This is a genomic window from Shewanella sp. SM23, from assembly GCF_025654295.1.
Classification (GTDB): Bacteria; Pseudomonadota; Gammaproteobacteria; order Enterobacterales; family Shewanellaceae; genus Shewanella; species Shewanella oncorhynchi.
Genome location: NZ_JAKKRM010000018.1, coordinates 16,356 through 40,579, shown reverse-complemented (window position 1 = coordinate 40,579; position 24,224 = coordinate 16,356). Strand labels below are relative to the sequence as shown.

18 protein-coding genes are annotated in these 24,224 nt (G+C 43.9%); 8 read left to right on the top strand and 10 right to left on the bottom strand.

Annotation, left to right across the window (positions count from 1 at the left end):
• Positions 1 to 7: 7 nt before the first annotated feature.
• The 3 genes from ileS to murJ all read right to left on the bottom strand — a co-directional run bounded on the left by ileS (position 8) and on the right by murJ (position 5,423).
• Entirely contained in the window at positions 8 to 2,830 is a 2,823-nt protein-coding gene (gene ileS, locus L5L98_RS18250; protein WP_263142733.1) for an isoleucine--tRNA ligase, read from the bottom strand.
• 32 nt (positions 2,831 to 2,862) lie between these two features.
• On the bottom strand, positions 2,863 to 3,798 hold the full coding sequence (gene ribF / locus L5L98_RS18245) for a bifunctional riboflavin kinase/FAD synthetase (RefSeq protein WP_105249940.1): 936 nt from the start codon (positions 3,796 to 3,798) through the stop codon (positions 2,863 to 2,865).
• 65 nt (positions 3,799 to 3,863) lie between these two features.
• Positions 3,864 to 5,423 (bottom strand): murein biosynthesis integral membrane protein MurJ, encoded by a 1,560-nt coding sequence (gene murJ / locus L5L98_RS18240; protein ID WP_263142732.1) that lies wholly within the window; start codon positions 5,421 to 5,423, stop codon positions 3,864 to 3,866.
• Positions 5,424 to 5,675: 252 nt separating this feature from the next.
• Between murJ and rpsT the strand changes: the two genes are divergently transcribed.
• Positions 5,676 to 5,942 carry a 30S ribosomal protein S20 gene (rpsT, locus tag L5L98_RS18235; protein WP_011790375.1) on the top strand — a complete coding sequence of 89 codons (267 nt, stop codon included), beginning with the start codon at positions 5,676 to 5,678 and terminating at the stop codon, positions 5,940 to 5,942.
• A 63-nt stretch (positions 5,943 to 6,005) separates the two neighbouring features.
• Here rpsT and L5L98_RS18230 read toward each other — a convergent pair whose 3' ends face one another.
• Positions 6,006 to 6,302 (bottom strand): ArsR/SmtB family transcription factor, encoded by a 297-nt coding sequence (locus L5L98_RS18230; RefSeq protein WP_006084975.1) that lies wholly within the window; start codon positions 6,300 to 6,302, stop codon positions 6,006 to 6,008.
• 136 nt (positions 6,303 to 6,438) lie between these two features.
• Between L5L98_RS18230 and L5L98_RS18225 the strand changes: the two genes are divergently transcribed.
• Positions 6,439 to 7,842, top strand: coding sequence for a M28 family metallopeptidase (locus L5L98_RS18225; protein WP_263142726.1), 1,404 nt, complete (start codon positions 6,439 to 6,441; stop codon positions 7,840 to 7,842).
• A gap of 65 nt (positions 7,843 to 7,907) precedes the next feature.
• On the opposite strand, the gene yaaA is transcribed toward L5L98_RS18225, so the two are convergent.
• Together yaaA and L5L98_RS18215 are read right to left on the bottom strand one after the other, a co-directional pair.
• Positions 7,908 to 8,681, bottom strand: coding sequence for a peroxide stress protein YaaA (yaaA, locus tag L5L98_RS18220; protein ID WP_263142724.1), 774 nt, complete (start codon positions 8,679 to 8,681; stop codon positions 7,908 to 7,910).
• A gap of 129 nt (positions 8,682 to 8,810) precedes the next feature.
• The gene (locus tag L5L98_RS18215) at positions 8,811 to 10,253 is read right to left on the bottom strand and encodes an alanine/glycine:cation symporter family protein (protein WP_113941318.1); all 1,443 of its coding nucleotides are present in this window, start codon (positions 10,251 to 10,253) and stop codon (positions 8,811 to 8,813) included.
• A gap of 428 nt (positions 10,254 to 10,681) precedes the next feature.
• Between L5L98_RS18215 and L5L98_RS18210 the strand changes: the two genes are divergently transcribed.
• The 5 genes from L5L98_RS18210 (at position 10,682) to L5L98_RS18190 (ending at position 17,659) form a co-directional block, all read left to right on the top strand.
• On the top strand, positions 10,682 to 13,048 hold the full coding sequence (locus L5L98_RS18210; protein WP_113941319.1) for a phosphoketolase family protein: 2,367 nt from the start codon (positions 10,682 to 10,684) through the stop codon (positions 13,046 to 13,048).
• A gap of 238 nt (positions 13,049 to 13,286) precedes the next feature.
• The gene (locus L5L98_RS18205; RefSeq protein WP_212601284.1) at positions 13,287 to 14,393 is read left to right on the top strand and encodes an OmpA family protein; all 1,107 of its coding nucleotides are present in this window, start codon (positions 13,287 to 13,289) and stop codon (positions 14,391 to 14,393) included.
• A gap of 250 nt (positions 14,394 to 14,643) precedes the next feature.
• Positions 14,644 to 15,600 (top strand): transaldolase, encoded by a 957-nt coding sequence (gene tal / locus L5L98_RS18200; protein WP_028760931.1) that lies wholly within the window; start codon positions 14,644 to 14,646, stop codon positions 15,598 to 15,600.
• 19 nt (positions 15,601 to 15,619) lie between these two features.
• Complete coding sequence (pgi, locus tag L5L98_RS18195) at positions 15,620 to 17,257, top strand: glucose-6-phosphate isomerase (RefSeq protein ID WP_113941320.1); 1,638 nt, start codon at positions 15,620 to 15,622, stop codon at positions 17,255 to 17,257.
• Positions 17,258 to 17,473: 216 nt separating this feature from the next.
• Entirely contained in the window at positions 17,474 to 17,659 is a 186-nt protein-coding gene (locus L5L98_RS18190) for a DUF3545 family protein (RefSeq protein WP_006080618.1), read from the top strand.
• Positions 17,660 to 17,970: 311 nt separating this feature from the next.
• Here the strand turns inward: L5L98_RS18190 and L5L98_RS18185 are convergent, their stop codons facing one another.
• The 4 genes from L5L98_RS18185 to L5L98_RS18170 form a co-directional block, all read right to left on the bottom strand.
• Positions 17,971 to 18,507 carry a hemerythrin domain-containing protein gene (locus L5L98_RS18185; RefSeq protein ID WP_105249947.1) on the bottom strand — a complete coding sequence of 179 codons (537 nt, stop codon included), beginning with the start codon at positions 18,505 to 18,507 and terminating at the stop codon, positions 17,971 to 17,973.
• Positions 18,508 to 18,743: 236 nt separating this feature from the next.
• The gene (locus L5L98_RS18180; RefSeq protein WP_263142718.1) at positions 18,744 to 19,478 is read right to left on the bottom strand and encodes a hypothetical protein; all 735 of its coding nucleotides are present in this window, start codon (positions 19,476 to 19,478) and stop codon (positions 18,744 to 18,746) included.
• Positions 19,471 to 20,076 (bottom strand): sigma-70 family RNA polymerase sigma factor, encoded by a 606-nt coding sequence (locus L5L98_RS18175; protein ID WP_263142717.1) that lies wholly within the window; start codon positions 20,074 to 20,076, stop codon positions 19,471 to 19,473. The genes L5L98_RS18180 and L5L98_RS18175 overlap by 8 nt, the downstream gene beginning before the upstream one ends.
• 45 nt (positions 20,077 to 20,121) lie before the next feature.
• The gene (locus tag L5L98_RS18170) at positions 20,122 to 21,993 is read right to left on the bottom strand and encodes a vWA domain-containing protein (RefSeq protein WP_263142716.1); all 1,872 of its coding nucleotides are present in this window, start codon (positions 21,991 to 21,993) and stop codon (positions 20,122 to 20,124) included.
• A gap of 232 nt (positions 21,994 to 22,225) precedes the next feature.
• Between L5L98_RS18170 and dauA the strand changes: the two genes are divergently transcribed.
• Positions 22,226 to 23,989 carry a C4-dicarboxylic acid transporter DauA gene (gene dauA / locus L5L98_RS18165; RefSeq protein WP_173496303.1) on the top strand — a complete coding sequence of 588 codons (1,764 nt, stop codon included), beginning with the start codon at positions 22,226 to 22,228 and terminating at the stop codon, positions 23,987 to 23,989.
• Positions 23,990 to 24,224 lie beyond the last annotated feature (235 nt).

The window sequence follows — 24,224 nt, the reverse complement described above, 5'->3', positions numbered from 1 at the left end:
AGATCCTTTACGCAAACTGACGAACTTCGCCGTCACCTTCAATATTGGTTACGCAGCGAATACAAAGTGTTGGGTGAGCCTCAATAGTGCCAACCTCTTCTCTGTGGTGCCAACAACGCTCACACTTCTCGGCAGTGCTTGAAGCAACTACTAATTTCAGTGATGCCAACTCAGTCTCAACCGCTTCCAATGTCGCATCGGCTAAAGGCAATACTTTGGCTTCAGAGGTCAACAACACAAATCTCAGCTCATCGCCGATATGGGTTAATTGCTCAGTCAAGGTAGCATCCGCAAACAAGGTCACTTCAGCTTCTAATGAGCCACCGATACGTTTGTCACGACGAGCTTGTTCAATCACTTTATTGACTTCATTACGCACGGTTAGTAACTGCTGCCAATAGTCATCGCTTAAATCAGTCGCTAAGGTGACTGATTTCAAGCCTTGATACCATTCTTGGGTAAAGACATAAGCATCACGCTCGCCAGGCAGTAATTGCCATACTTCGTCAGCAGTGAAGCTCAGAATTGGCGCAATCCAACGCACCATGGCCTCAGAGATCAGATACAGCGCCGATTGACAACTACGGCGCGCATGGCCTTCTTGCTTAGCCGTATATTGGCGATCTTTGATGATGTCCAGATAGAAACTGCCTAACTCAACCGAGCAGAACTGCATCAGTTTTTGAGTCACTATATGGAAGTTATATTGATCATAGGCTTCGATGATTTCCTGTTGTAGCGCAGCGGCACGGCGAACAACCCAACGATCTAACGCCACCATATCTTCAACGGCCACTAAATCCTTAGCGGGCTCGAAACCGTTTAAGTTGGCTAATAAGAAACGCGCAGTGTTGCGAATACGACGATAGGCATCGGCGCTGCGATTTAAGATTTCGTCTGAAACCGTCATCTCACCGCTGTAATCAGTTGCCGCAACCCATAAACGCAGAATATCGGCGCCTAATTTGTTGGTTACCGTTTGTGGTGCAATCACGTTACCAATAGATTTTGACATCTTACGGCCTTTACCATCGACGGTAAAACCGTGGGTAAGCACTTGCTTATACGGTGCTTTGCCATTCATTGCGGTTGAAATCATCAAAGATGACATAAACCAACCGCGATGTTGATCGCTACCTTCAAGATACAAGTCAACACCGTGTCCGTGGAATTCAGGACGTGCGGCTACCACTGATGAGAAGGTTGAGCCAGAGTCATACCAAACGTCCAAAGTATCAGTGACTTTACGGTATTGTTCCGCTTCATCACCCAGCAATTCTGCGGCATCAAGGTCCCACCAAGCTTGAATACCCTGCTGTTCGATACGATTCGCCACGCGTTCCATTAACGACACGCTATCAGGGTGTAACTCTTCGGTTTCTCGGTTCACAAACAGCGTGATAGGCACACCCCAAGTACGTTGGCGTGAGATACACCAGTCAGGGCGGTTTTCAACCATTTTTTCGATACGACTTTGGCCCCAATCAGGGATCCATTGAGTCTGCTCGATTTCTTTCAATGCTTGTGTACGTAGACCGTGGTTATCCATAGAGATGAACCACTGCGGTGTCGCGCGGAATATAATTGGTGTTTTGTGGCGCCAGCAATGTGGGTAGCTGTGACGGTAAGCCACGTGATTCAGCAAGGCACTTTTTTCTCTCAGCAAAGCTACGACGTTATCGTTAGCTTTAAAAACATGTTGCCCAGCAAAATACTCAGTATCAGGCTTGTATACACCGTTGTCGCCAACAGGGTTTGCGACTTCTAAGCCGTACTTTTGACCAACAACAAAGTCGTCTTGACCGTGACCAGGGGCAGTATGAACGATACCGGTACCCGCATCAGTAGTGACGTGATCACCTAAAATTGCAGGCACATCAAAATCCAAGAACGGGTGATTAAAGCGGACAAGCTCAAGCGCGGCGCCTTTGGTTGTACCAAGCACAGTATGGCTTTCGATGTTATAGCGAGTCAGGCAAGATTCAACCAAGACTTCAGCTAAAATAAGCGCTTGCGTCACACCGTCTTTTTCGAATTCGACTAAGCTGTAATCCAGCTCAGGACTCAAAGACAAGGCGCGGTTCGCTGGTAGCGTCCATGGCGTGGTCGTCCAAATTACCATAGAGACAGGATGTGAGTAATCGCTTACCCCAAACTTAGCCGCAACGGCTTTACTGTCAGCGGCGACAAACGCCACATCGATTGCGGGTGATGTTTTGTCTTCATATTCGACTTCGGCTTCGGCTAACGCTGAACCACAGTCGGTACACCAATGCACAGGTTTGACGCCTTTATGTAAGTGACCACTCTCAATCACTTTCGATAAAGAACGAACGATATTAGCTTCCGTTGAAAAATCCATCGTTAAGTACGGATTTTGCCAATCACCCAGCACACCTAAACGGATAAAGTCTTCACGTTGACCGTTAACTTGCTCTGCAGCGTATTTACGGCATTCTTCACGGAATTCTGCCGCAGAGATTTTTTGACCTGGCTTACCCACTTTTTGCTCAACTTTCAGCTCAATAGGCAAACCATGGCAATCCCAACCTGGTACATAAGGCGCGTCAAAACCAGACATGGTTTTTGACTTAACAATAATGTCCTTGAGGATTTTATTAACTGAGTGACCAATATGAATACTGCCATTCGCATACGGTGGGCCGTCATGCAAAATGAAGGGAGTACGGCCAATTCGGCTATCACGGATCTGTTGATACAAACCGTCTTTTGTCCAGCGCTCTAACATCTCTGGCTCGCGATTTGCCAAATTACCACGCATCGGAAACTCTGTTTCCGGCAAATTCAAAGTAAATTTATAGTCGCTCATTGATCCTATACCGTTAATTAAACTGATAAATTTCAGCCTGCATCATTACCAAATAAAGCTCTGGCTTCATTTGCATCATTTAAAATCTGTTTTTTTAGCGCATCCAATGAGTCAAAAGGTTGCTCATCTCGGAGTTTAGCCACCAACTCGACTTCAACATGTTTGCCGTAAATGTCACCTTCAAAATCAAAAAGATGCACCTCAAGCTGACACACTTGACCGTTCACTGTCGGGCGAAACCCAATATTGGCTACGCCCTCATAAATATCGCTGTTATCCCAATAACATTTAACCGCAAACACACCGCGAACCGGCACAACATTGCGCTTTAAGGCGATATTAGCGGTGGGGAAACCAATTGTGCGGCCAATTTTTTGCCCATGCGCTACACGACCACTCAAGGTAAAAGGGTGTCCTAATAGGCGTCTCGCCTGTTCAAGATTGCCCTTCGCCAATTGTTCACGCACAGCAGTCGAGCTCACTCTTTGCGAGCCCAGCATAAAACTTTGAGTGCTGACCACAGTAAATCCATATTGGATACCCGCCTGCACTAGCATTTCAAAATTGCCTTTACGGCCTTGACCAAAACAAAAATCATCACCGACGACGAGGTATTTGACACCCAGTTTGCGGACCAACAATTCTTCAATAAAATGCTCTGCAGGTTGATTAGCAAAAGTGCGATTAAAGTTAACACACACTAACCGCTCAACCCCGAGTTCATCGAGTAAAATGACTTTATCACGTAATAAACTTAAACGAGCCGGCGCGTTGTCGCCGCTAAACAATTCTTGCGGCTGAGGTTCAAACGTCATTAATGTCGATGGCAGCGATAACTGCTTCGCCTTCTGCACTAAGTTCGCAATCACTTGTGCATGACCACGATGGACGCCGTCAAAATTACCTATAGTCAATACACACCCGTGGTGGGATGACAAAATGTTATGTATACCGCGGATTAATTCCATAACGTTAGACAACTGCCAAGCGCAAATCGGCTGATTATATAACAGCTAGCGATGAGAATCAGCAATCAAGCTCCCCGTTTAATTGACCAAGGACGAATTCCGAGCAAAAGCAGACACAATAAGTAACTGACTGCCCCAACTAAAATTAAGCCTATCAAGGCTTTCGCACGATCGAACAAATGCCAATCTAACCAAATTTGTTGTGAAGGCAAAAAGTAATACAAGACTACCACCATCAAGGCTGTAGAGACCACGGCTTTAGCAAAAAACACCATAGTCGGCCTAGAAACACGATAAACGCCAGCTAAATGCAAGCCTCGGTATAGTAATGTGGCGTTAAGTAATGCTGACATCGAAGTCGCAATCGCCAGTCCAACATACCCAAAAGGAATAGCAAACAGTAAGTTAAAGCCCATGTTTGTGATCATGGCAATAATGCCATAACGCACAGGTGTTTTGGTATCTTGACGAGAGTAATAGCCAGGAGCAAGCACCTTAATCAGCATAAAGCTAAGCAAACCACTGCCATAAGCCATCAAACTATAGGAAGCCATTTCAACATCATGCAATGAAAAAGCACCGCGCATAAATAATACCATCAACATAGGCTTTGCGAGCACGATCAATCCCATCATAGCCGGTAGACCTAGCAGTAGAATCGCTTTAATCCCCCAATCCATCGTCTTGCCAAAGCCCGCACCTTCGTCATTCACATGGTTTCGTGACAGCGCAGGTAAAATCACAGTAGCAATCGCGATCCCAAACAATCCTAAGGGAAATTCGAGTAAACGGTCGGCATAATAGAGCCAACTTATTGAACCCGTCATCAAAAAACTGGCGATAAATGTATCAAATAGCAGGTTAATCTGTGAGACAGACACGCCAAACAATGCTGGGATCATCAAAGTTCTGATTTTCACCACGCCCGGGTGATGCCAGCCCCAAGAAGGCTTGACGAGCGCATTTTCACGCAATAAAAAGGGAATTTGAAATAGGAACTGAATCAAACCACCACAAAAAACGCCCCAAGCCAAGGTAATCTCAGGCTGGGTCGATGTAGGCGCATAGAAAATAGCAGCCGCAATAATTGCCACATTGAGAAATACGGGTGTAAAAGCCGATACCGCAAAACGGCCTCGGGTATTTAAAATTGAGCCCGCTAATGCCGTAAATGTGATAAACCACAGATAAGGAAAAGTAATTTTAAGCACAACGGTAGCGAGTTCAAATTTAGCACCATCTGGCTCGTTGTTAAGCCAAGCGATGAACCAACCACCACCGAATAAAGCTGACAACACAGGTGATGCAATCACCCCCAAAAGGGTCACTATTGTCACTAGTAAACCTAATGTGCCCGCAACTTTACTCAATAAATCACGAGTCTCTTCTGCGGTATGTTTCTCTTGGTACTCAGTTAAAACAGGTACAAACGCCTGTGCAAAAGCCCCTTCAGCAAACAAACGGCGTAAAAAATTAGGAATTTTATTTGCAAAGAAAAACACATCAGCACTTGTCCCTGCGCCCATCAAATTAGCAACAACCACATCCCTAACTAGACCTAAAACTCGGGATATCAATGTCATAGCACTAACAATCAGGCCAGATTTTAATAATTTTCTACTCAAACGTCCCCCAGACCCATATCGAATTGATTAGGTGATACATCTCAAAAAATCGATTCAGGCTCTGTCACACTGCGGTAATAGCTGCTAGAATTGCGCCACATATTACACGAGTTGGGTCGAAGATAGCCAAGGCAGGTTGGATTAATTTATCTTTATGATGAATATTCAATCATAGTCATTGACAAAGTGACTAAATGCAGGCATATTCCTCGGCCTTTAAAAGTATCAAATCCAGTTTTTAGGAGTTGCACCTTGGCTAATAGCAAGTCTGCAAAGAAGCGCGCGCTTCAATCTGAAAAGCGTCGTCAGCATAACGCCAGCCGTCGCTCAATGTTACGTACATACGTTAAAAAAGTAATCGCTGCAATTAAAGCAGGCGATCACAAAACAGCAACAGAAGCTTTTGCTGTTGCACAACCAATCGTTGACCGTATGGCGACTAAAGGTCTTATTCACAAGAATAAAGCCGCTCGTCAAAAGGCACGTTTGAACGCTAAGATCAAAGCAATCGCTGCTTAATCTATAAAATAGCAAATGAAAAAAACCGGCAATTGCCGGTTTTTTTATATCTGAAAAACACTATTAATGACAATAAATGTTGTTCAATAAGTGAATCATCTCCCGTACTTCATCACTCTTGAGTGAATAAAATACCGTTTGCGCTTCTTTGCGTGTGGTTACTAAATTATCTTTGCGTAACCAAGCAAGGTGTTGTGATAGTGCCGATTGACTTAAGCCTAATTTTTTATTCATTTCGCCAACGCACATTTCTCCTTCATTCAATAAATAACAAAGAATAAATAAACGGCGTTCGTTCGCGAGTGCCTTTAATAGCACTACGGCATGATCGGCTCGCTCCTGCATTAATTCAATATTCATTACGCACTTTCTCTCCTAAAACTAACCCCTGCGCTAATATAGCGTCGCCTTACGGATATAGTCGGGACATAAAGCACACTTTTTGCTAGATTGTTTTTAAAAATGGGACATGCTTAATAAAAATAAAGGAAATCTAATGAAGCCCTATCAAACTACACTTCTCTCGAGTCTTTTAATCGGGAGTTTAAGTGCGTGCCAAACTCAAGTAGAAACTGCCCCTAGTGAAGTCATTCAATTACAACAGGCAGCATTATCTTCGCAATTAAGCTATGACTTAGTCGAATCACTCACGGTTGAAGTGGGTCCAAGACTTGCAGGTAGTCCAAAGGATATCCTCGCCGTTAACTGGGCGATAAATAAACTGACCAGCCTTGGTTTTGACCGTGTTTATAAAGAAGCCGTACAAGTGCCAATTTGGGAGCGCGGTGAAGCCAAAGCCAAAATCACCGTCCCTGTAGAACAGCCGTTGGTCATTACTGCGCTTGGTGGCAGTATTGCGACTCCTGCTGGAGGTATACAAGCTAAAATCGCGCGCTTTGATAGCCTAGAGGCATTACAACAAGCCAAGCCTGAAGAGGTGCAAGGTAAGATTGTTTTTATTGACCAAAAAACTGGCCGCCATATCACTGGTGAAGGTTATGGTAAAAGCGTTGGTGGCCGCTCGAAAGGGGCAATAGCTGCAGCACAAAAAGGCGCAGTTGCTATAGTGATCCGCTCTATTGGCACAGATCATGACCGCATGGCCCATACTGGCATCATGCGCTACCAAGATGGCGTGCCTAAGATCCCCGCTGCTGCCATGTCAAATCCCGATGCTGATTTGGTTGGTGCATTGCTAAAACGCGATCCTAATGCCCTGCTCGAATTGCATATGTCGCCAAAAAACTTAGGTTTTAATACTTCCTACAATGTCATTGCCGAAATAACGGGCAGTAGTAAGCCCAATGAAATAGTGCTCATTGGTGCTCATTTAGATTCCTGGGATGAAGGTACTGGCGCGATTGATGATGGCGCTGGTGTCGCCATTGTGACGGCTGCAGCCAAGCACATTCAAGATCTCCCCATAAAACCCGCTCGCACTGTTAGAGTCGTGCTATATGCCGCTGAAGAAGTTGGGCTCGTTGGTGGTAAAGCGTATGCAGAGGCTCATAAAGCGGAATTACCGCTGCACTACATAGCTGCAGAGTCTGATTTTGGGGCCGGTAGAATTTATCAAATCGATACTAAAGTGAATGAGAACATATTCACCGAAGTACAGCAGGCGCTCAGCCCTATGTCATTCAATGGCGTTGCACTGGGCAATAACCAAGCTTCAGGCGGGCCAGACGTGTCTATGCTCCCCGCCTTAGGTGTTCCAGTTGCATCTTTGAGGCAAGATGGCCACGATTATTTCGATTACCATCACACACCGAATGATACTTTAGATAAAATCGACCCTGCCGCATTGGCTCAAAACGTCGCCGCCTACGCACAATTTGCTTATATCATGGCAAATTCAACGGTGACATTAACGCCTTTAGTCACCCAATCTGAAAAATAGGCCATCAATGATATAGAGAACAGCATTAGCTGTTCTCTATCAATTAACATCTTATCGATATTTCGCTATTGCTCTTCACGTAAAAACGTTGGATTTGTTAGGGAACTCTGCTCTTCACTATAATAATAACCAGCAACATTAAATGCTTTTAATTCATCTAAAGTGTTAATTTGATGCGTAATGAGATATCTCGCCATCATGCCTCTAGCACGCTTAGCAAAAAAACTGATCACTTTATATTGACCATTTTTACAATCTTTAAATATGGGTGAAATTAATTGCCCTTGAAGTTTTTTAGGCTTTATTGCTTTAAAATATTCATTAGATGCAAGATTGACAATAATATCACTACTCGTTTCAGCAAGCGTTTCATTTACCGCTTGAGTTAACGTCTCTCCCCAAAACTCATATAGGTTTTTACCTTTAGGATTAGAAAGTGCCGTGCCCATTTCTAAACGATAAGGCATAATTAAATCCAGCGGTCTGAGCAAACCGTAAAGTCCAGATAAAATACGTAGTTGTGACTGAGTTCGAGCAATTTCATCTTCAGACAATGTATCAGCATCAAAGCCAGTATACACATCACCTCTAAAAGCAAAAATGGCCTGTTTTGCATTATCTAAACTAAAATCAGGCTGCCACTCCCCAAAACGTGCCGCATTTAAACCCGCAATTTTATCGCTCACCTTCATTAAAGTGGCGATGTCTGTAGGGGTCAATTGCCGACATACTTGGATCAACTCCTGACTATAAGTTAAAAAATCAGGTTGTGAATACACCTGCGTCAGTGGCGGCTGTTCAAAATCTAAGGTCTTCGCCGGCGAAACCAATATCAACATCAAAAACTCCCAACAGAAACAAAAATACATACCTATGATACTGAACGAGCATAAAAAAACCACGCTTTAACAGCGTGGTCTTTTCGATTACAACAATCAGTAATGCCTATTGTCGATGCGCTAGGCTAATTAAAGCTTTTTAGCCGGCACAAGACTGGTATCTTGCCAAATATCATCATCAAGCTGATCCATCAACTCAGGAAATTTACTACGATCAAATTCTGGAGTCTTACCCGCGTTGATCTGTTCGCGATAATCATTGATAACGCGAATTGCCAGACCCGATAATAGTAATAGAGCAACAATGTTTACCGTCGCCATCAACCCCATCGAAACGTCAGCCAAGTTCCACACTAAACTTATCTTAGCGACGGCACCAAACATGACCATGCCAAGCACGCACAAACGGAATAAAGGCAGTGCTTTGGTACTATTTCCCATTAAGTACATCACATTTGTTTCAGCGTATGAGTAATTGGCTATGATGGATGTAAAGCAGAATAAGAAAATAGCCACCGCAATAAATGCGCCACCCCAGTCGCCAACATGTGCAGACATGGCATTAATGGTTAATCGAATCCCATCATCACTCGAACCAATATCCCCTGATAGCAGGATTATCGCAGCCGTTGCAGTACAGATAACGATAGTATCCGCAAACACGCCCATCATCTGCACAAAACCTTGGGATGCTGGATGATTAGGGTTAGGCGATGCACTTGCCGCGACATTCGCCGCACTGCCCATACCCGCTTCGTTCGAGAAAAGTCCACGAGCAATACCCGCTTGCATTGCCTGCGCGACAGTATAAGCCACGCCGCCAGCGGCAGCCTCTTGCCAACCAAAAGCACTTTTCACAATTAAGCTAATAATCGCAGGTAATTGTTCTAGGTTGAAAATAACGATAATGAAGGCTACAAGAATGTAGGCTAAGGCCATAATGGGGACAAGAAATTCAGATACTCGCGCGACTTTACGTAGACCACCGACAATCACAAATCCACTGGCAATAACTAGCCCAATCCCTACATAGGTTGGATTAAAACCAAATACTCGCTCCATTGCACCGGTAATAGTGTTAGCTTGTACTGCATTGAATACTAAACCAAAAGCAATGATCAAAAAGACAGCAAATAAAATGCCCATCCATTTCTGACCCAATCCTTTTTCCATATAGTAGGAAGGACCTCCGCGGAACTGGCCATTATGATCTCGGACTTTATAAACCTGCGCTAAGGTTGATTCAACCATAGCGGTCGCCATACCTAAAATAGCGATAAGCCACATCCAAAATACTGCACCTGGACCCGCTGCACCAATAGCAACAGCGACACCGGCCATATTACCAGCACCGACACGGGCTGCCATACTCGTACAAAAGACTTGAAATGAAGAAAGACCGCTATCGCAACCTTGCCGACTCATGGTCATAACTTTGATGGAATGTTTAAAGTGGGTTAACTGAATAAAGGCAAGTCTAATGGTGAAATAGAGACCAGCTCCTACTAGTCCATATACTAACAACTTACCCCAAAGTAGCGCATTCAAAAAATTAACTATGGTTTCTAACATATTATTTTACTTCTTCCCGTAGCAAATGCTCCTCTAATTGCAATTAAAGGTACAACATCTGTGGTGAATGAATCCTTCCAAGTTAAAGGTAAGAATTTCGGTAGATTTATTTTTTCAAATTATCCTTCCGTGAATTTACAACATCACGGCTACCGAATTCAACGCAGCAAAATAGCACAGTATTCGAAATTGCTCATGTGATCAAGCTCGCGTTTGCACAGTTAAACGGCATTGATATCACGTCTTACAACACTAGCTAAGCTACTGTTAAAGCTAGATTAACAAAAGGGCGAAGTTACGCTATTATTTTTAACAGCAAAAACAACTTTTAAAATTTGGATGTAGGGCACATTTTTGTAATAAAACTACAAATATAGTAACCCCATAGAAACTTCAATCATCTCTTGTTTGTTTTAGTGAGGCTTAACATGACACAAATACATGAAATCAATGCTCTGAAAAAGTATGTCAGAGCGACAAACTTTCTTGCGACCTCGCAAATTTACCTCAAACAAAACGTCTTACATAAACGTCCACTTGCCCATACTGATATCAAGCCACGTTTACTTGGCCATTGGGGTACCTGCCCAGGTATTAACTTTGTCTATGCCAACATTAACCGCTTGATAGTGAAGCATAACCGCTCTTTTATCTATTTAGTCGGTCCAGGCCATGGTTTTCCTGCTGTACAAGCAAACTTATTCATTGAAGGCTCTTTAAGTCATTTCTACCCAGAAACTATTCCCTACAATGAAACTGGCATCGAAGATATTTGTAAGAAGTTTTCTGCCGCTTATGGTTATCCTTCACATGCAAACCCTGAAGCACCTGGACAAATTCTTGAAGGTGGCGAATTAGGCTACTCACTCTCAGTAGGCTGGGGGGCAGTATTAGATAATCCAGATCTGATCGCAACCGTCTTAATTGGTGACGGCGAAGCAGAAACGGGACCATTAGCCGCATCTTGGTATGCAAACCGCTTAGTTTCACCTGCGACCAGCGGTGCAGTATTGCCAATTGTGCATATTAACGGCTATAAGATTTCCGGTCCTACCCGCATGGGACGTATGAGCCATGAAGAACTGGATCTTGAATTCCGTGGTCTTGGCTATTTCCCCATCATAGTTGATAACGAATTAGAAGAAGATATCTATGTGCAGATGACAAATGCCATGGATACCGCTTATACCATGATCAATGACATTCAACGTCGAGCACGCAGTGGCGAAGATGTAGTTAAACCAAAATGGCCAGTCATTTTAATGCGCACAGCCAAAGGTTGGACTGGTGTCAGTGAATATAAAGGTAAGAAATTAGAAGGTAACTGCGAATCGCATCAAGTAATCGTCAATAAATGTGCTACTGATAAGGGCCATTTAGATGCACTGGATAATTGGCTTGCCAGTTACGACTTCCAAGAACTCTATCAAATGAATGAAAAAGGCGAACTGATTTTTGATGCCGACATTTGTTCATTAATCCCGCCCAAGCAACTTGCCTGTGGCCGTCAACATTTAACCTATGGCGGAGAAGTCGTTAGAGCATTATCCAATCCAGATCTTGAAAAACTCAGCTATGGACCAGAAGTACCACGTGGTCAACGTGGCTATTCAATGTTAAAAATGGGCGAATGGATGCGCGATGCATTCAAGTTAAACCGCGACCAACGTAATCTACGTATTTTTAGTCCTGACGAAACCTATTCAAATCAACTACAAGCTGTATTTGAAGAAACCGATCGTGCATGGCAGTGGCCAATTGAGAGTTGGGATGAAGATATGTCCCGTGAAGGTCGAGTCATTGAACTGCTTTCTGAAAACTTGCTTTTTGGCATGCTACATGGATACACAGTAACAGGCCGCCACGGCATGCTACCCACCTACGAAGCATTCTCACAAGTTATCTCATCGATGGCCGATCAGTACTGTAAATATGTCTACGCCAGCCAAGGCGTACATTTCCGTAAGCCACTGCCAGCCTGTAATGTCGTATTATCTTCATTACTTGAGCGCCAAGATCATAATGGCTATTCACATCAAAACCCATCTTTCCTTGGGGCTATGCTGGAGAAACATCCAAAAATAATCTCGGCTTACTTACCCGCAGATGCCAACAGCACATTGGTTTATACAGAACGAGCCTTCGCTGACCGTGACAAACTCAATATTCTGGTTGCAGGTAAAAAAGAGTTACCACAATGGCTAAGCTTGGAAGAAGCGCGTAAACAAACGAAAGACGGCGTAATGGTGTGGGATTTTGCCTCAGATGAGAATCCCGATATTGTGCTGGCAGGTTGTGGTGATTATGTCACTCAAGAATGTATGGCTTCTTTAGTATTAATAAGAGAACTCCTTCCAAGAGTGAAAATCCGCTTCGTTAGTGTCACTGAATTAAGCAGTGATGGCTTAGGTAGCCGCAAATTTAAAGAAAAACCTTGGTTAATGGACGAAATATTTACTCAAGATAAAGGCGTGGTATTCAACTACCATGGTTACCCAAATACAATCAAAAAGTTAATTTTTGATTACAAAGGCAGCCGTCGCTTCAGAATTAAAGGCTACGAAGAAGAAGGTTCAACAACAACGCCATTTGATATGGGTGTTCGTAACGGTACATCACGCTATCACCTTGTAATTGATATGGCTTACAAGCTGTTCCAACAGGGCGTTATTGATGAAACTATGCACGTCTCTATTACCACTGATATGCTGCAAAGATTAGTTGACCACCGCAACTATATTAAAGCGAATGGTGTAGACCCAGTGGAAATCGAAAATTGGGTATGGACACGCTAATAGAAACATCTAATTAACATTAGATTGTAATTTAAAGGCATTCTTCGGAGTGCCTTTTTTGCATTAAAAATACCAGTTACAGAATGACAACCTTTAAAAGGTTGATCTTAATACTGGAAAAAGTTAACAAACCAAGTGATAATTAACCGCTGGCTAAAATATCAAAGGATCCCCACACTAAGTGCTAGCAATGTTTTGCACAAAACCAGCAAAGCATATTGGTGGAGAATCATAATCAATGGACGTAAATAAAATGATGAAGAACACATTAAAAGTAGTATTACTGACATCTCTGCTTCCACTCGCAGCCAGCGCATCTCAGGAACTTACACCTTGGTATGTTGGTGCCGGTTTAGGCGTTAATAACTACGAGCACGTTGCCACTCAGAACGGTGAAGACAGTCCATACGCTTGGGATGTTTTCGCAGGCTATATGTTCAACGATTACTTCGGTGCTGAAATCGGCTTCCGTGATTTAGGTAATGCAGATTGGATCGATGGTACTATCAGTAATGATGCAGGCGTTAAAGGTTCTACACTTGGACTAGTTGGTATTTGGCCACTAGCTAACCGCTGGAGCCTATCGGCTGAAGCCGGTGTTATGTACTATAGCCTTGAAAACAGCCAAAACAATGGCACTCCAAGTTCATACAGTACGAATGACTTTGCTCCATACATGGGTGCTGGTGTTGGTTACAACTTCACTGACAACTTAAAATTACAAGCTAAATATCGTCGTTATGAAAACTTAAACGATGATTACAATATTGTTGAAGCAGATAGCAACTATTGGGGCTTAGAATTAAGCTACCGCTTCGGTTCTGCTGCTGTTGTAGCTCCAGTTGCCGCTGCAGTCGTTGCCGCAGCACCTGTTGATTCTGACAACGATGGCGTTTACGACGACAAAGATCAATGTCCAGCAACACCAGCAACTCACAAAGTTGACTCTGTTGGCTGTACTATCTATGAAAACGTGAAGAACAAAGAAGACGTAGGTTCAATCCAGTTTGCTAACGATTCTGCTGTAGTTAAAAATGTTTACTACAAAGACATCGAAAGATTAGCTAACTATTTGAACAAAAACCCAGCTTTCACTGTTGAAATCGCTGGTCACGCCTCAAATGTAGGTAAACCAGAATACAACATGGAATTGTCTGACAAACGTGCTGACGCCGTTGCCAAGATTCTTATAGAGAAATATGGTATCAGCGGAAGCCGCGTAACTTCTAACGGTTACGGTGTTACTCAGCCATTGGTTGCTGGTGATTCAAAAGAAGCTCACGCTGCGAACCGTCGCATCGAAGCTATCGTGACTACCACAACAAAACAACCTGTTCTGAAGTAATAGTACTTACTGAAGTAAAAAAGTCGCTGCTTGCAGCGACTTTTTGTTTTTGTGGGGTATACACTAGGACAAGCGACGCCCTCTATTGCAGCCAAGATGATAGCCCGTAGCTCGAGCCATACCTTAATAGACATAAAATTGTCATTTTTGTAATTTTTTTACATTCAAGGTTGGAAAAGTTGGCAAAATCGCTTCTAATAGTCATCAGTGAATTCCGAGTTAAAACTGCTACCTGAGAAGGATGTTTTTCATGGCCAATACATTAGAGCAACTCAAGTTATATACCACTATCGTCGCTGACACAGGCGACATCGAAGCGATTAAACGCTACCAACCTGAAGATGCGACCACTAATCCATCACTCATCTTGAAAGCGGCTCAAATTCCTGAATATGAATCCCTTATAGATAACGCTATCGACTGGGCAAAATCACAAAGTACCGATCTCGTGCAGCAACTTGATGATGCCAGCGACAAACTAGCGGTCAATATCGGCGTAGAAATACTGAAACTCGTTCCAGGCCGTATTTCAACTGAAGTTGATGCCCGTTTATCATTCGATAAAGAAAAATCAATCGCTAAAGCCCATAAATTGGTTCGCCTATATAAAGAAGCGGGTGTAGATAAATCACGCATTCTGATCAAACTTGCTTCAACTTGGGAAGGCATTTGTGCCGCTAAAGAACTAGAGCAAGAAGGCATCAACTGCAACTTAACCCTACTATTTAGCTTTGCTCAAGCGCGTGCGTGTGCCGAAGCGGGTGCTTATCTCATTTCTCCTTTTGTAGGCCGCATACTTGATTGGTACAAAAAAGATACGGGTAAAGATTACAATGCCGTAAATGACCCTGGTGTCATTTCAGTGACTGAAATTTATAACTACTACAAACAACACGGTTTTGACACTGTTGTTATGGGTGCAAGTTTCCGTAATATCGGTGAAATTATTGAGCTAGCAGGTTGCGATCGTCTGACCATTGGCCCTTCTCTATTAGAAGAACTGGCTAATTCGCAAGTTGACATCACACCTAAACTGGTTGCAGCAACGACCACTGTCGCTGCAGAACCCCCATTGACTGAAGCACAATTCCGTTGGGACTTTAACCAAGATCCAATGGCGGTTGATAAGCTTGCCGAAGGCATTCGAAACTTTGCGATAGACCAAGGTAAGCTCGAAGTCATGCTCACGGCTAAGCTCGCGAACTAAGCACTCTGGAGACGGTGAAATGACACTCTTGACCCAAAGCTCAACATGGCAAGCTTTATCAGCACACAGTAAAAATGTTCCGCATATGCGGGAATTGTTTGCAACTGACGCGGCACGTTTCAATAAAATGTCGCTATCAGCCTGTGGTTTATTACTCGATTACTCTAAAAACAGAGCAACAGCGGAAACGCTGGATCTGTTATTTGCGTTGGCAAGCAATAGCCAACTTGAAGCAAAAATCAAAGCGATGTTTGCAGGTGAAATCATTAACACCACAGAGAAGCGCGCCGTACTGCACACAGCGCTTCGCAGTACTGCAGAACAATCGATTATTGCCGAGGGTCAAGACATAGTTCCTGAAGTTCAACAAACTCTAGATAAGATGCAAGGGTTTGTGAACTCAGTGACGTCAGGTCAATGGAAAGGTTACACAGGTAAAGCGATAACCGATATTGTAAGTATTGGTATTGGCGGCTCTTTCCTAGGCCCCAAAATCGTCTCTCAAGCGTTGCGCCCTTATTGGAACCCCGAATTAAATTGTCACTTTGTGGCAAACGTCGACGGGACTTCTATTAGTGAAAAGCTGAAGTTACTGGATCCTGAAACGACCTTGTTCATCATGTCATCCAAATCTTTCGGGACACAGGAAACCTTAACTAATACCCTCACCGCAAGAGACTGGTTCCTAGCGAAAGGCGGTTTGCAGTCTGATGTGGCAAAACACTTTGTCGCAGTCACTTCAAACGTGGCAAAAGCGACAGATTTTGGTATCGATGCAAACAATATTTTCCCAATGTGGGATTGGGTTGGTGGCCGTTACTCTCTCTGGTCAGCGATTGGCTTGCCCATTGCACTTTTGATCGGTATGGATAACTTCAGAGCTCTACTCACGGGTGCGCATCAGATGGATGAGCACTTCGCCACAGCACCACTGACTGAGAATATGCCGGTTATCATGGGATTACTCTCCCTATGGTACGGAAACTTCTTTAATGCTCAGTCCCATGTCGTATTAACCTACGATCATTACCTACGTGGTTTACCCGCTTATTTCCAGCAGCTAGATATGGAAAGTAACGGTAAATCAGTCACCTTAAATGGTACTGATGTTGACTACAGCACAGGTCCCGTCATTTGGGGGGGCGAAGGCACTAATGGCCAACATGCCTACCACCAGTTATTACATCAAGGTACCGCACTGATCCCTGCCGATTTCATTATGCCGCTGCAAAGCCATAATCCTATCGGTGAGCACCATGACCAATTAGCGTCAAACTGCTTCGGTCAAACCCAGGCCTTAATGCAAGGTCGTACTTTTGATGAAGCTTTAGCCGAACTTGCTAATAGCGCATTATCCACCACAGAGAAGCAGCTGATCGCTCAACATAAAGTCATGCCTGGTAACAAGCCGAGCAATACCTTACTTATGGATAAGCTCACTCCAAGTACCCTAGGCGCTTTAATTGCCTTGTATGAACATAGAACCTTCGTTCAAGGTGCTATTTGGGATATCAACTCCTTCGATCAATGGGGTGTAGAACTCGGTAAGAATCTCGGTAACGATGTGTTAGCACGCATTGGCGCAGAGCAAGATTCCGATGCTTTAGATGCCTCAAGCAACGCATTGATTAACCTTTATCGACAAGGCAAAATCTAATTGAACAAAAAGCCAGCAATTGCTGGCTTTTTAATTCTACCCCGTTCTTTTTATTAAATTTTTCTGCTTAACTCCTCTCTACTTCTGCATATAACATCAATGACATATCACTCAAAGTTCATTTCAACTTAACACAAATGAAACATAATTCTTGCACCCTGTTTTAAAAATATGTTATTTAATCGCTGACAAAACATACAACAACAGGAGGTTGCCATGGATCGTTTAGATTATGGTTGTGCGCTAGATGAAGTCGTTGAAAGACCCGATCGTTCGCGAGGCTCCAATAAAAAGCGTAAATGGCGTGAGATCGAAGCGTTAAAAGATAAGCATCGTTTGCTCAAAGAACTCCAAGAAATCGATAATAACTTTAACTACGACATTGATGCTATCCAGTTGTAATTACATGTTTATATGAGCTAGTTATCATTTCAAACATGAATAGAAAAGCGCCCTTCGGCGCTTTTTTACTTACAACTATTGGAGCAAACAGAATATAAGCGGGGTATGACCTTACGAGCCGGAGCTTTAAAAAAACACATAAAAACCAGTAAGTTACGATAAAAACCAACGTCATCGACACCGATAATACTTTACAAATCCCAACCAACTTTGGCTCACGAGACATCGCCGTCAGAATCAAAAATGTGCTCCTCAGTCTTATAAAAACACCAGCTTAAGCCCACAACATGGACCCAATAAACTAAAGAGTATTAGTCAGATGCTGTGAGATAAACCCGTAAATCTTCAAATTCTTTCTGCTCTCGATCAAGAAACAAAGGATCATCGATTAGCGATTTCTGACACTCTAACTCAATAACTTGCCAATCTTGCTCAGTTAAACTTTTGGCTAACAAAGGAAATATTTCCCGTTCCTCCATCTGCATATGTCGCTCTTGCAATGCGACATACTCTGCAAAATCAACAATCAGTTTCTCGCGGGCAACCACAATATCACTGAGGATCAAGTTTAAAGTCGCCATCAAGGTGGCCGAGGATTGGATCACCGACTCATGTTCAGCACTCAATTTATCGATAGTATCGTTCGTTTTATGGGCTAGGTAGTAGGCATAAATAATGTCTTCAATGGGATGATGGCAACGTTCAGCATATCCTTGCATATATTCAACAATATCGCGCACGACGCTGAAGTTGATTGACTCACCTTCGGATAGTTTCATCTGCTTGTTTTTTAAAACATTTAGCAATACAGCTATATGTTTATGATCATGCATGAGTCTTTTAAGCATAATGCCTCCTGAATATGGGTCTGACTATTGATACTAGCCAAGTCGTGAACTAACACCAATATAACAGGCTAAAACCTGTTCACTTTATGACGTTGATCAAGTAAATCACATACCAAACAGTAAACAGACCACAAACATTAGCACGTCTCGGCATATTTCAGGGAAATTTAGCTGTTTATCTCACCACTTTGCGATTTCTAATCACTTTTTTATTCGTAAATACCACAACCACATAGTCATTTGGCAAGCTGATGTAATTGCTGTTGTAGCTTTTTAAACTCAAGTCTTAATACTTGCTGCGATTCGATTTGCTGCGCTTCATCGACATCCTTAACTGCAAGATACGGGTAATCTTTGAGCAGTTTTTGTTCCAGCACGAATGCTTGCTCAGTCTCCTTCGCTTCGATGAGGACTTGTAACCGATGTAAATACTCAGTCAATGACACTTGATTGATTTCAGCAGACTCAGATAATTTTTGTGCATTCATAGACCTTGCAGCGATAGCGGGGCTAATTGTATCCTGCTGCTCAATTGCTCCCAATGCGGCTTTAGCTTGCTGCATTTCCGTCTGTCTTTTATGTTCAGCCACGGCTTCTGTTTGCATTTTTAAAGATTGCATCGCTTCAGTATCAGCCATTCTTGCCATCGTTTGTGGCGCGGGGGCACTCATCACCATAGGACTTGGAACAAGTGTATCTTCGACTTGAGGTCGATTCAGCACCAGCAGACCAACAACAAGCACTAACGATGCCGCGCTCGATAACGCCCAAGGATGGCGTCGCCAGACAGAACTTGGCGCTTCAACGGCGGTTATTTTGCTTTGATGCATTTCAGCTAAGTGAGTTTGCGCCAGCTGTAAGATATCTTGATCAAGTTGCCGCGGTGGAACCTCTAAGGCCTGTTGGCGATACCAAGCCAGCACTTCCTGTTGTAATGCGCGCTCATCAGCACTTGAAGAAGAATTACTCATGACCCGCCTCCTGCCATTTAGTGCTGACACAATCTTTTAGGCTTTGGTAAGCATAACGAATACGGCTTTTAGTCGCTTCTAAGGTCACGCCCGCAATGTCGCTAATGATGGCAGCCGTAAAACCCATTTCAATATTCAGGATAAATGCCTCTTTCTGAACTTGGGGTAACAGTGCGATACAGGTCTTTAGCAATAAGCTCTTTTGCGCTTCTTGCCACTGCACATCGGGTTTATCTTGCTCACCCGCCACAAAAGTATCGAGCCCTACATCATCTTCATCAGTAGCGACAAAATCCACGGGCTTAACCGCCCGCACATGATCAATCAATAAGTTATGAGCGATACGATACAACCAGGTAGTAAACTTAGCACTGGCTTCGTAGTTAGCCGCAGCGCGGATCACCCGCCCCCAGGTTTCTTGATACAAATCTTCAGCTAACTGCTTATCACCTAACTGGCGTACAAAGTAGCGATAGAGTGCACCTTTGTGCTTCAGGTATAACTGTTCAAATGCTTTTGAATCGCCCTTGGCATAGCACAACATCAATTGCTCATCTGAGTGCTCATGGTTTGATAATTGCGCTATTGCTAATGCCACGGGAAATTCCTCATCATTGGGGTTAGCCCCACGAATTTACTTTTACTATTGTAATCTCTCATTGCGCGTATTGCTCTTGTCTCTCACTGGCTCGCCATGAAGCTTATCTTGGGGAGGAAAAGGTTTATCCGTACCATCGAATACCTTCTTAATCGGCACATGATTAGATTGCTCTATGGCCGCGGCGGTTTCCATTAATTGCACAAACTCATGGCGATATCCAAAGGGATCGTCCCCTAATGCCGAACGTGCTAACTGGCTTAACTTAGTATAATCAAATTGATGTAGATAATGGCTGCCATTCAGTAATTGCCCTAATCCTGCAACCGCTGCTGCAAATCTAAAATCATCACTCGCTTGTTCTAACAGCTTAACATTTTGGTCTAACCTGATGGGATAACTCAGTAACTGACTCTGTGTTTGCTCTGGCAACTTGTATCTCAGTTTAAGGAAAGCGATTTCTTCACGGCTGTATTTTTCTTGCCCCGTTTGAGCATCAACGCCATATCTGAGTTTATCATTCGCCATCTGCCCTGCTTCAACATATCTTAATTCATATAAGGCAGTCACTGTATGACCCGCGCCAATTTCGCCCGCATCCACCTTATCGTTGTTGAAATCCTCCCGTGCTAAAGCACGATTCTCATAACCGATTAGACGATACTCAGACACTAAGGCCGGATTAAACTCCACTTGCACTTTGACGTCTTTAGCAATAGTGAACAAGCTTGAACTTAACTCGTCCACCAGCACTTTTCGCGCTTCATTCAGGGTATCGATATAGGCATAGTTACCATTGCCCTTATCCGCTAATTGCTCCATGAGTTGATCGTTGTAATTCCCCAAACCGAACCCTAAGGTTGTCAGGCCAATACCATGATCTTTTTCCTTCTCAATCAAGGCAATCAAATCATCAAAATCTGTCATACCAACGTTGAAATCACCATCAGTCGCGAGGATGACTCGATTAATACCATGGGGGATAAAATGCTTTTTCGCCAATTGATAGGCTTGTGTGATTCCTTGCCCACCATTGGTTGAACCACCGGCGCTCAATTGCTCTAACGCATAGGTTAAAGTTTGAGTGTCATTACCCGACGCGCCATCGAGCACTACACCAGCAGCCCCTGCATAAACCACAATAGAGACTTTATCCTGCGCGCTTAATTGCGCCGTCAGCAACTTGAGTGCTGTTTGCAGTAAAGGCAATTTATCGGTAGATGCCATAGAACCTGACACATCGAGCAAAAAGACTAAGTTACTAGCACCTAACTGAGATTTAGGTAAGTCATACCCTTTAAGACCAATCCGTAACAGCATCATGTCATCGTTATAAGGGGATGACGCAAGCTCTGTCGTAACGCTAAACGGCGCGGCATTTTTAGCAGGTAAGGGATAGTCGTAGGAAAAATAATTGAGCATTTCCTCAACTCTGACTGTACCTTTCTCGGGCAAGCGCCCTTCCCTCAGCATCCGCCTTAAGGTGGCATAACTGCCAGTATCAACATCGATGGAAAAAGTCGATACTGGAATTTCTCCTGCCACCATGATGCCATTTTGTACCAGCGGCTCGAATTTATTTTGTGCTAACAGAATCGCGGCATAGTCTGACGGCATTGGGGCTATGTTCATTCCCATCACTGCACCATGGGTAGACATTTGCATCGGCGCCGCGACTCTGGCCATCTCAATCTTAGTAGCATCACGCATTTCAGCACGGCGCAGTGACACTTCTTTATGACTCTGTTCGGCTTGCAGCTCCGCTTGTCGTTGTTGAGCCTCAGAACCTTTACCGCCACAGGCCGTTAAACTCAGCATGACTAAGAATAAAGCTGCGCTATTGCTCGCCGATATGCTGGCGTTTCCCCAAGGTAATAAGGAATGTGCAATGGTTTTCTGGGAGTATATTGTTTTCATATTGAATGCCTTTGATGTTGACCTAAGGCTGTAAACGGCGCAAATGACTAAAAGGGTTAAAGTATCAAAATATTTTACAAACCACTCTTAAATGAGAATCAAACAGCCTCCAAGCACACTATTTATACAAAACAAAGTATTTTCAATCGTTTTTGCAATCAAGCTCACACTGCGGCTTGTATCAGGTCACTAAAATAGAAGCTTGTTACTCGCCTCGCTATGGGACCCACTCGTGTCACACTCAGCTCATTTGTTTTCCCTAAGAATCGCCCACGCACTCACAGAAGCTTGCGTGAAGGATAAGTATTCGTTTAAACGTTTTGGGCAAGATCTTCTTGCAGGTCTCACTGTCGGCATTATTGCCATTCCGTTAGCAATGGCATTAGCCATTGCCAGTGGAGTAGCACCTCAATACGGTTTATACACTGCGATTGTCGGCGGTTTTATTATCGCCATATCTGGCGGCTCACGTTATAGCGTGTCAGGCCCGACAGCGGCATTCGTGGTATTGCTCTATCCAATAGCCCAACAATTTGGTTTAGCAGGATTATTAATCGCAACTGTGATGTCCGGAATGATACTCGTCGGCATGGCAATGCTGCGACTTGGTCGATTAATTTTGTATATCCCTGAATCCGTCACCTTAGGCTTTACCGCGGGGATAGGTGTCGTCATCGCTACCTTGCAGCTCAAAGACTTTTTCGGACTCGAGATAGCCCAAATGCCAGAGCAATATCTGGCTAAGTTGATGACATTAGCTCAAGCGCTACCCTCGGTGCATTTACCTAGCCTACTGGTAGCATCCGCGACCTTAGCGACTATGCTACTTTGGCCAAAACTCAAAACACCCGTGCCAGCGCACCTTCCGGCTATTATACTCGGCACTATGTTCGCCTTGGTTCTCAATGCCATGGGTGCAGATATAGAAACCATAGGAACCCGTTTTCACTATCAACTGAGTGATGGCACCACAGGCATGGGAATTCCTGCCGTATTACCCAGTTTCGAATGGCCTTGGCTGCAAGCTGGCGCGAATGGCCAAGCGTTTCAGTTTAATCTCGCGACCTTTCAAGCTTTATTACCAGCCGCCTTTGCCATTGCCATGTTAGGCGCAATTGAATCGCTACTGTGTGCAGTGGTGCTCGATGGCATGACAGGTAAACGTCACAGTGCCAACAGTGAATTACTAGGGCAAGGTATAGGTAATATCATCACACCGTTTTTTGGCGGTATACCGGCCACTGCAGCAATTGCCCGTAGCGCGGCAAACGTCAAAGCGGGAGCTCAGAGCCCGATAGCGGCCATGATCCACGCCATAGTAGTCTTAATTGGTTTAGTCGCCTTAGCGGGCGTATTAGCTTATTTGCCCATGTCAGCCATGGCAGCCCTGCTACTTGTTGTGGCTTGGAACATGAGTGAAGCCCACAAGGCACTACATTTAATTAAAACTGCGCCCACCAGCGATATCATGGTTTTTGTCAGTTGTTTTTCATTAACGGTTATTTTCGACATGGTGATCGCCATCAGTGTTGGAATTATCCTTGCTGCCTTGCTGTTTATGAAAGAAATTGCCGAGATGACAAAGCTTTACGATATCAGCACCAACAAGCGTTATGTGGATCAAGAGCTACCTGCCGATTGGGCTGTCCTTAAAATTAACGGGCCGCTATTCTTCGCTGCTGCTGACCGCATTTTCTCCGAAATCGCGAGTCTCACCGAAGATAAACAAGTGATAGTGCTTTATCTCGATGGAGTATCTATTCTGGATGCGGGAGGATTAGCCGCACTGACGAAACTGATTGAAAAATGCAAAGCAAATAAAACTAAGCTCATTATCGCCGATCTGCAGTTCCAGCCCATCCGAACACTGGCGAGAGCGAAGATCCAGCCAATTGAAGGTGTATTGAAGTTTTACTCGACCCTACGTGAGGCAATGACAGAAGCGCCAGTTATCACTCAGCAAACTGAAATCACTGCGGATAAGCAGACACAGTAAACCAGTAGCACGATCTCAGGGCTTAATGTTGCTGACTTATCTCAAAGGCCAACCTCAGGGTTGGTCTTTTTTATTGCTCCATCACCTCACCTATTCATCGCCGCGAAAGACGTTTTTTCACACGCAAAAACGGGCAGAAATCGCTAGGATCATGGTATTATTCAGCGCCATGATGCTAGCTACCGATGACGGCTAGACAAGCATCAACTGTACCTAGACCTGAAACAAGGTCAAA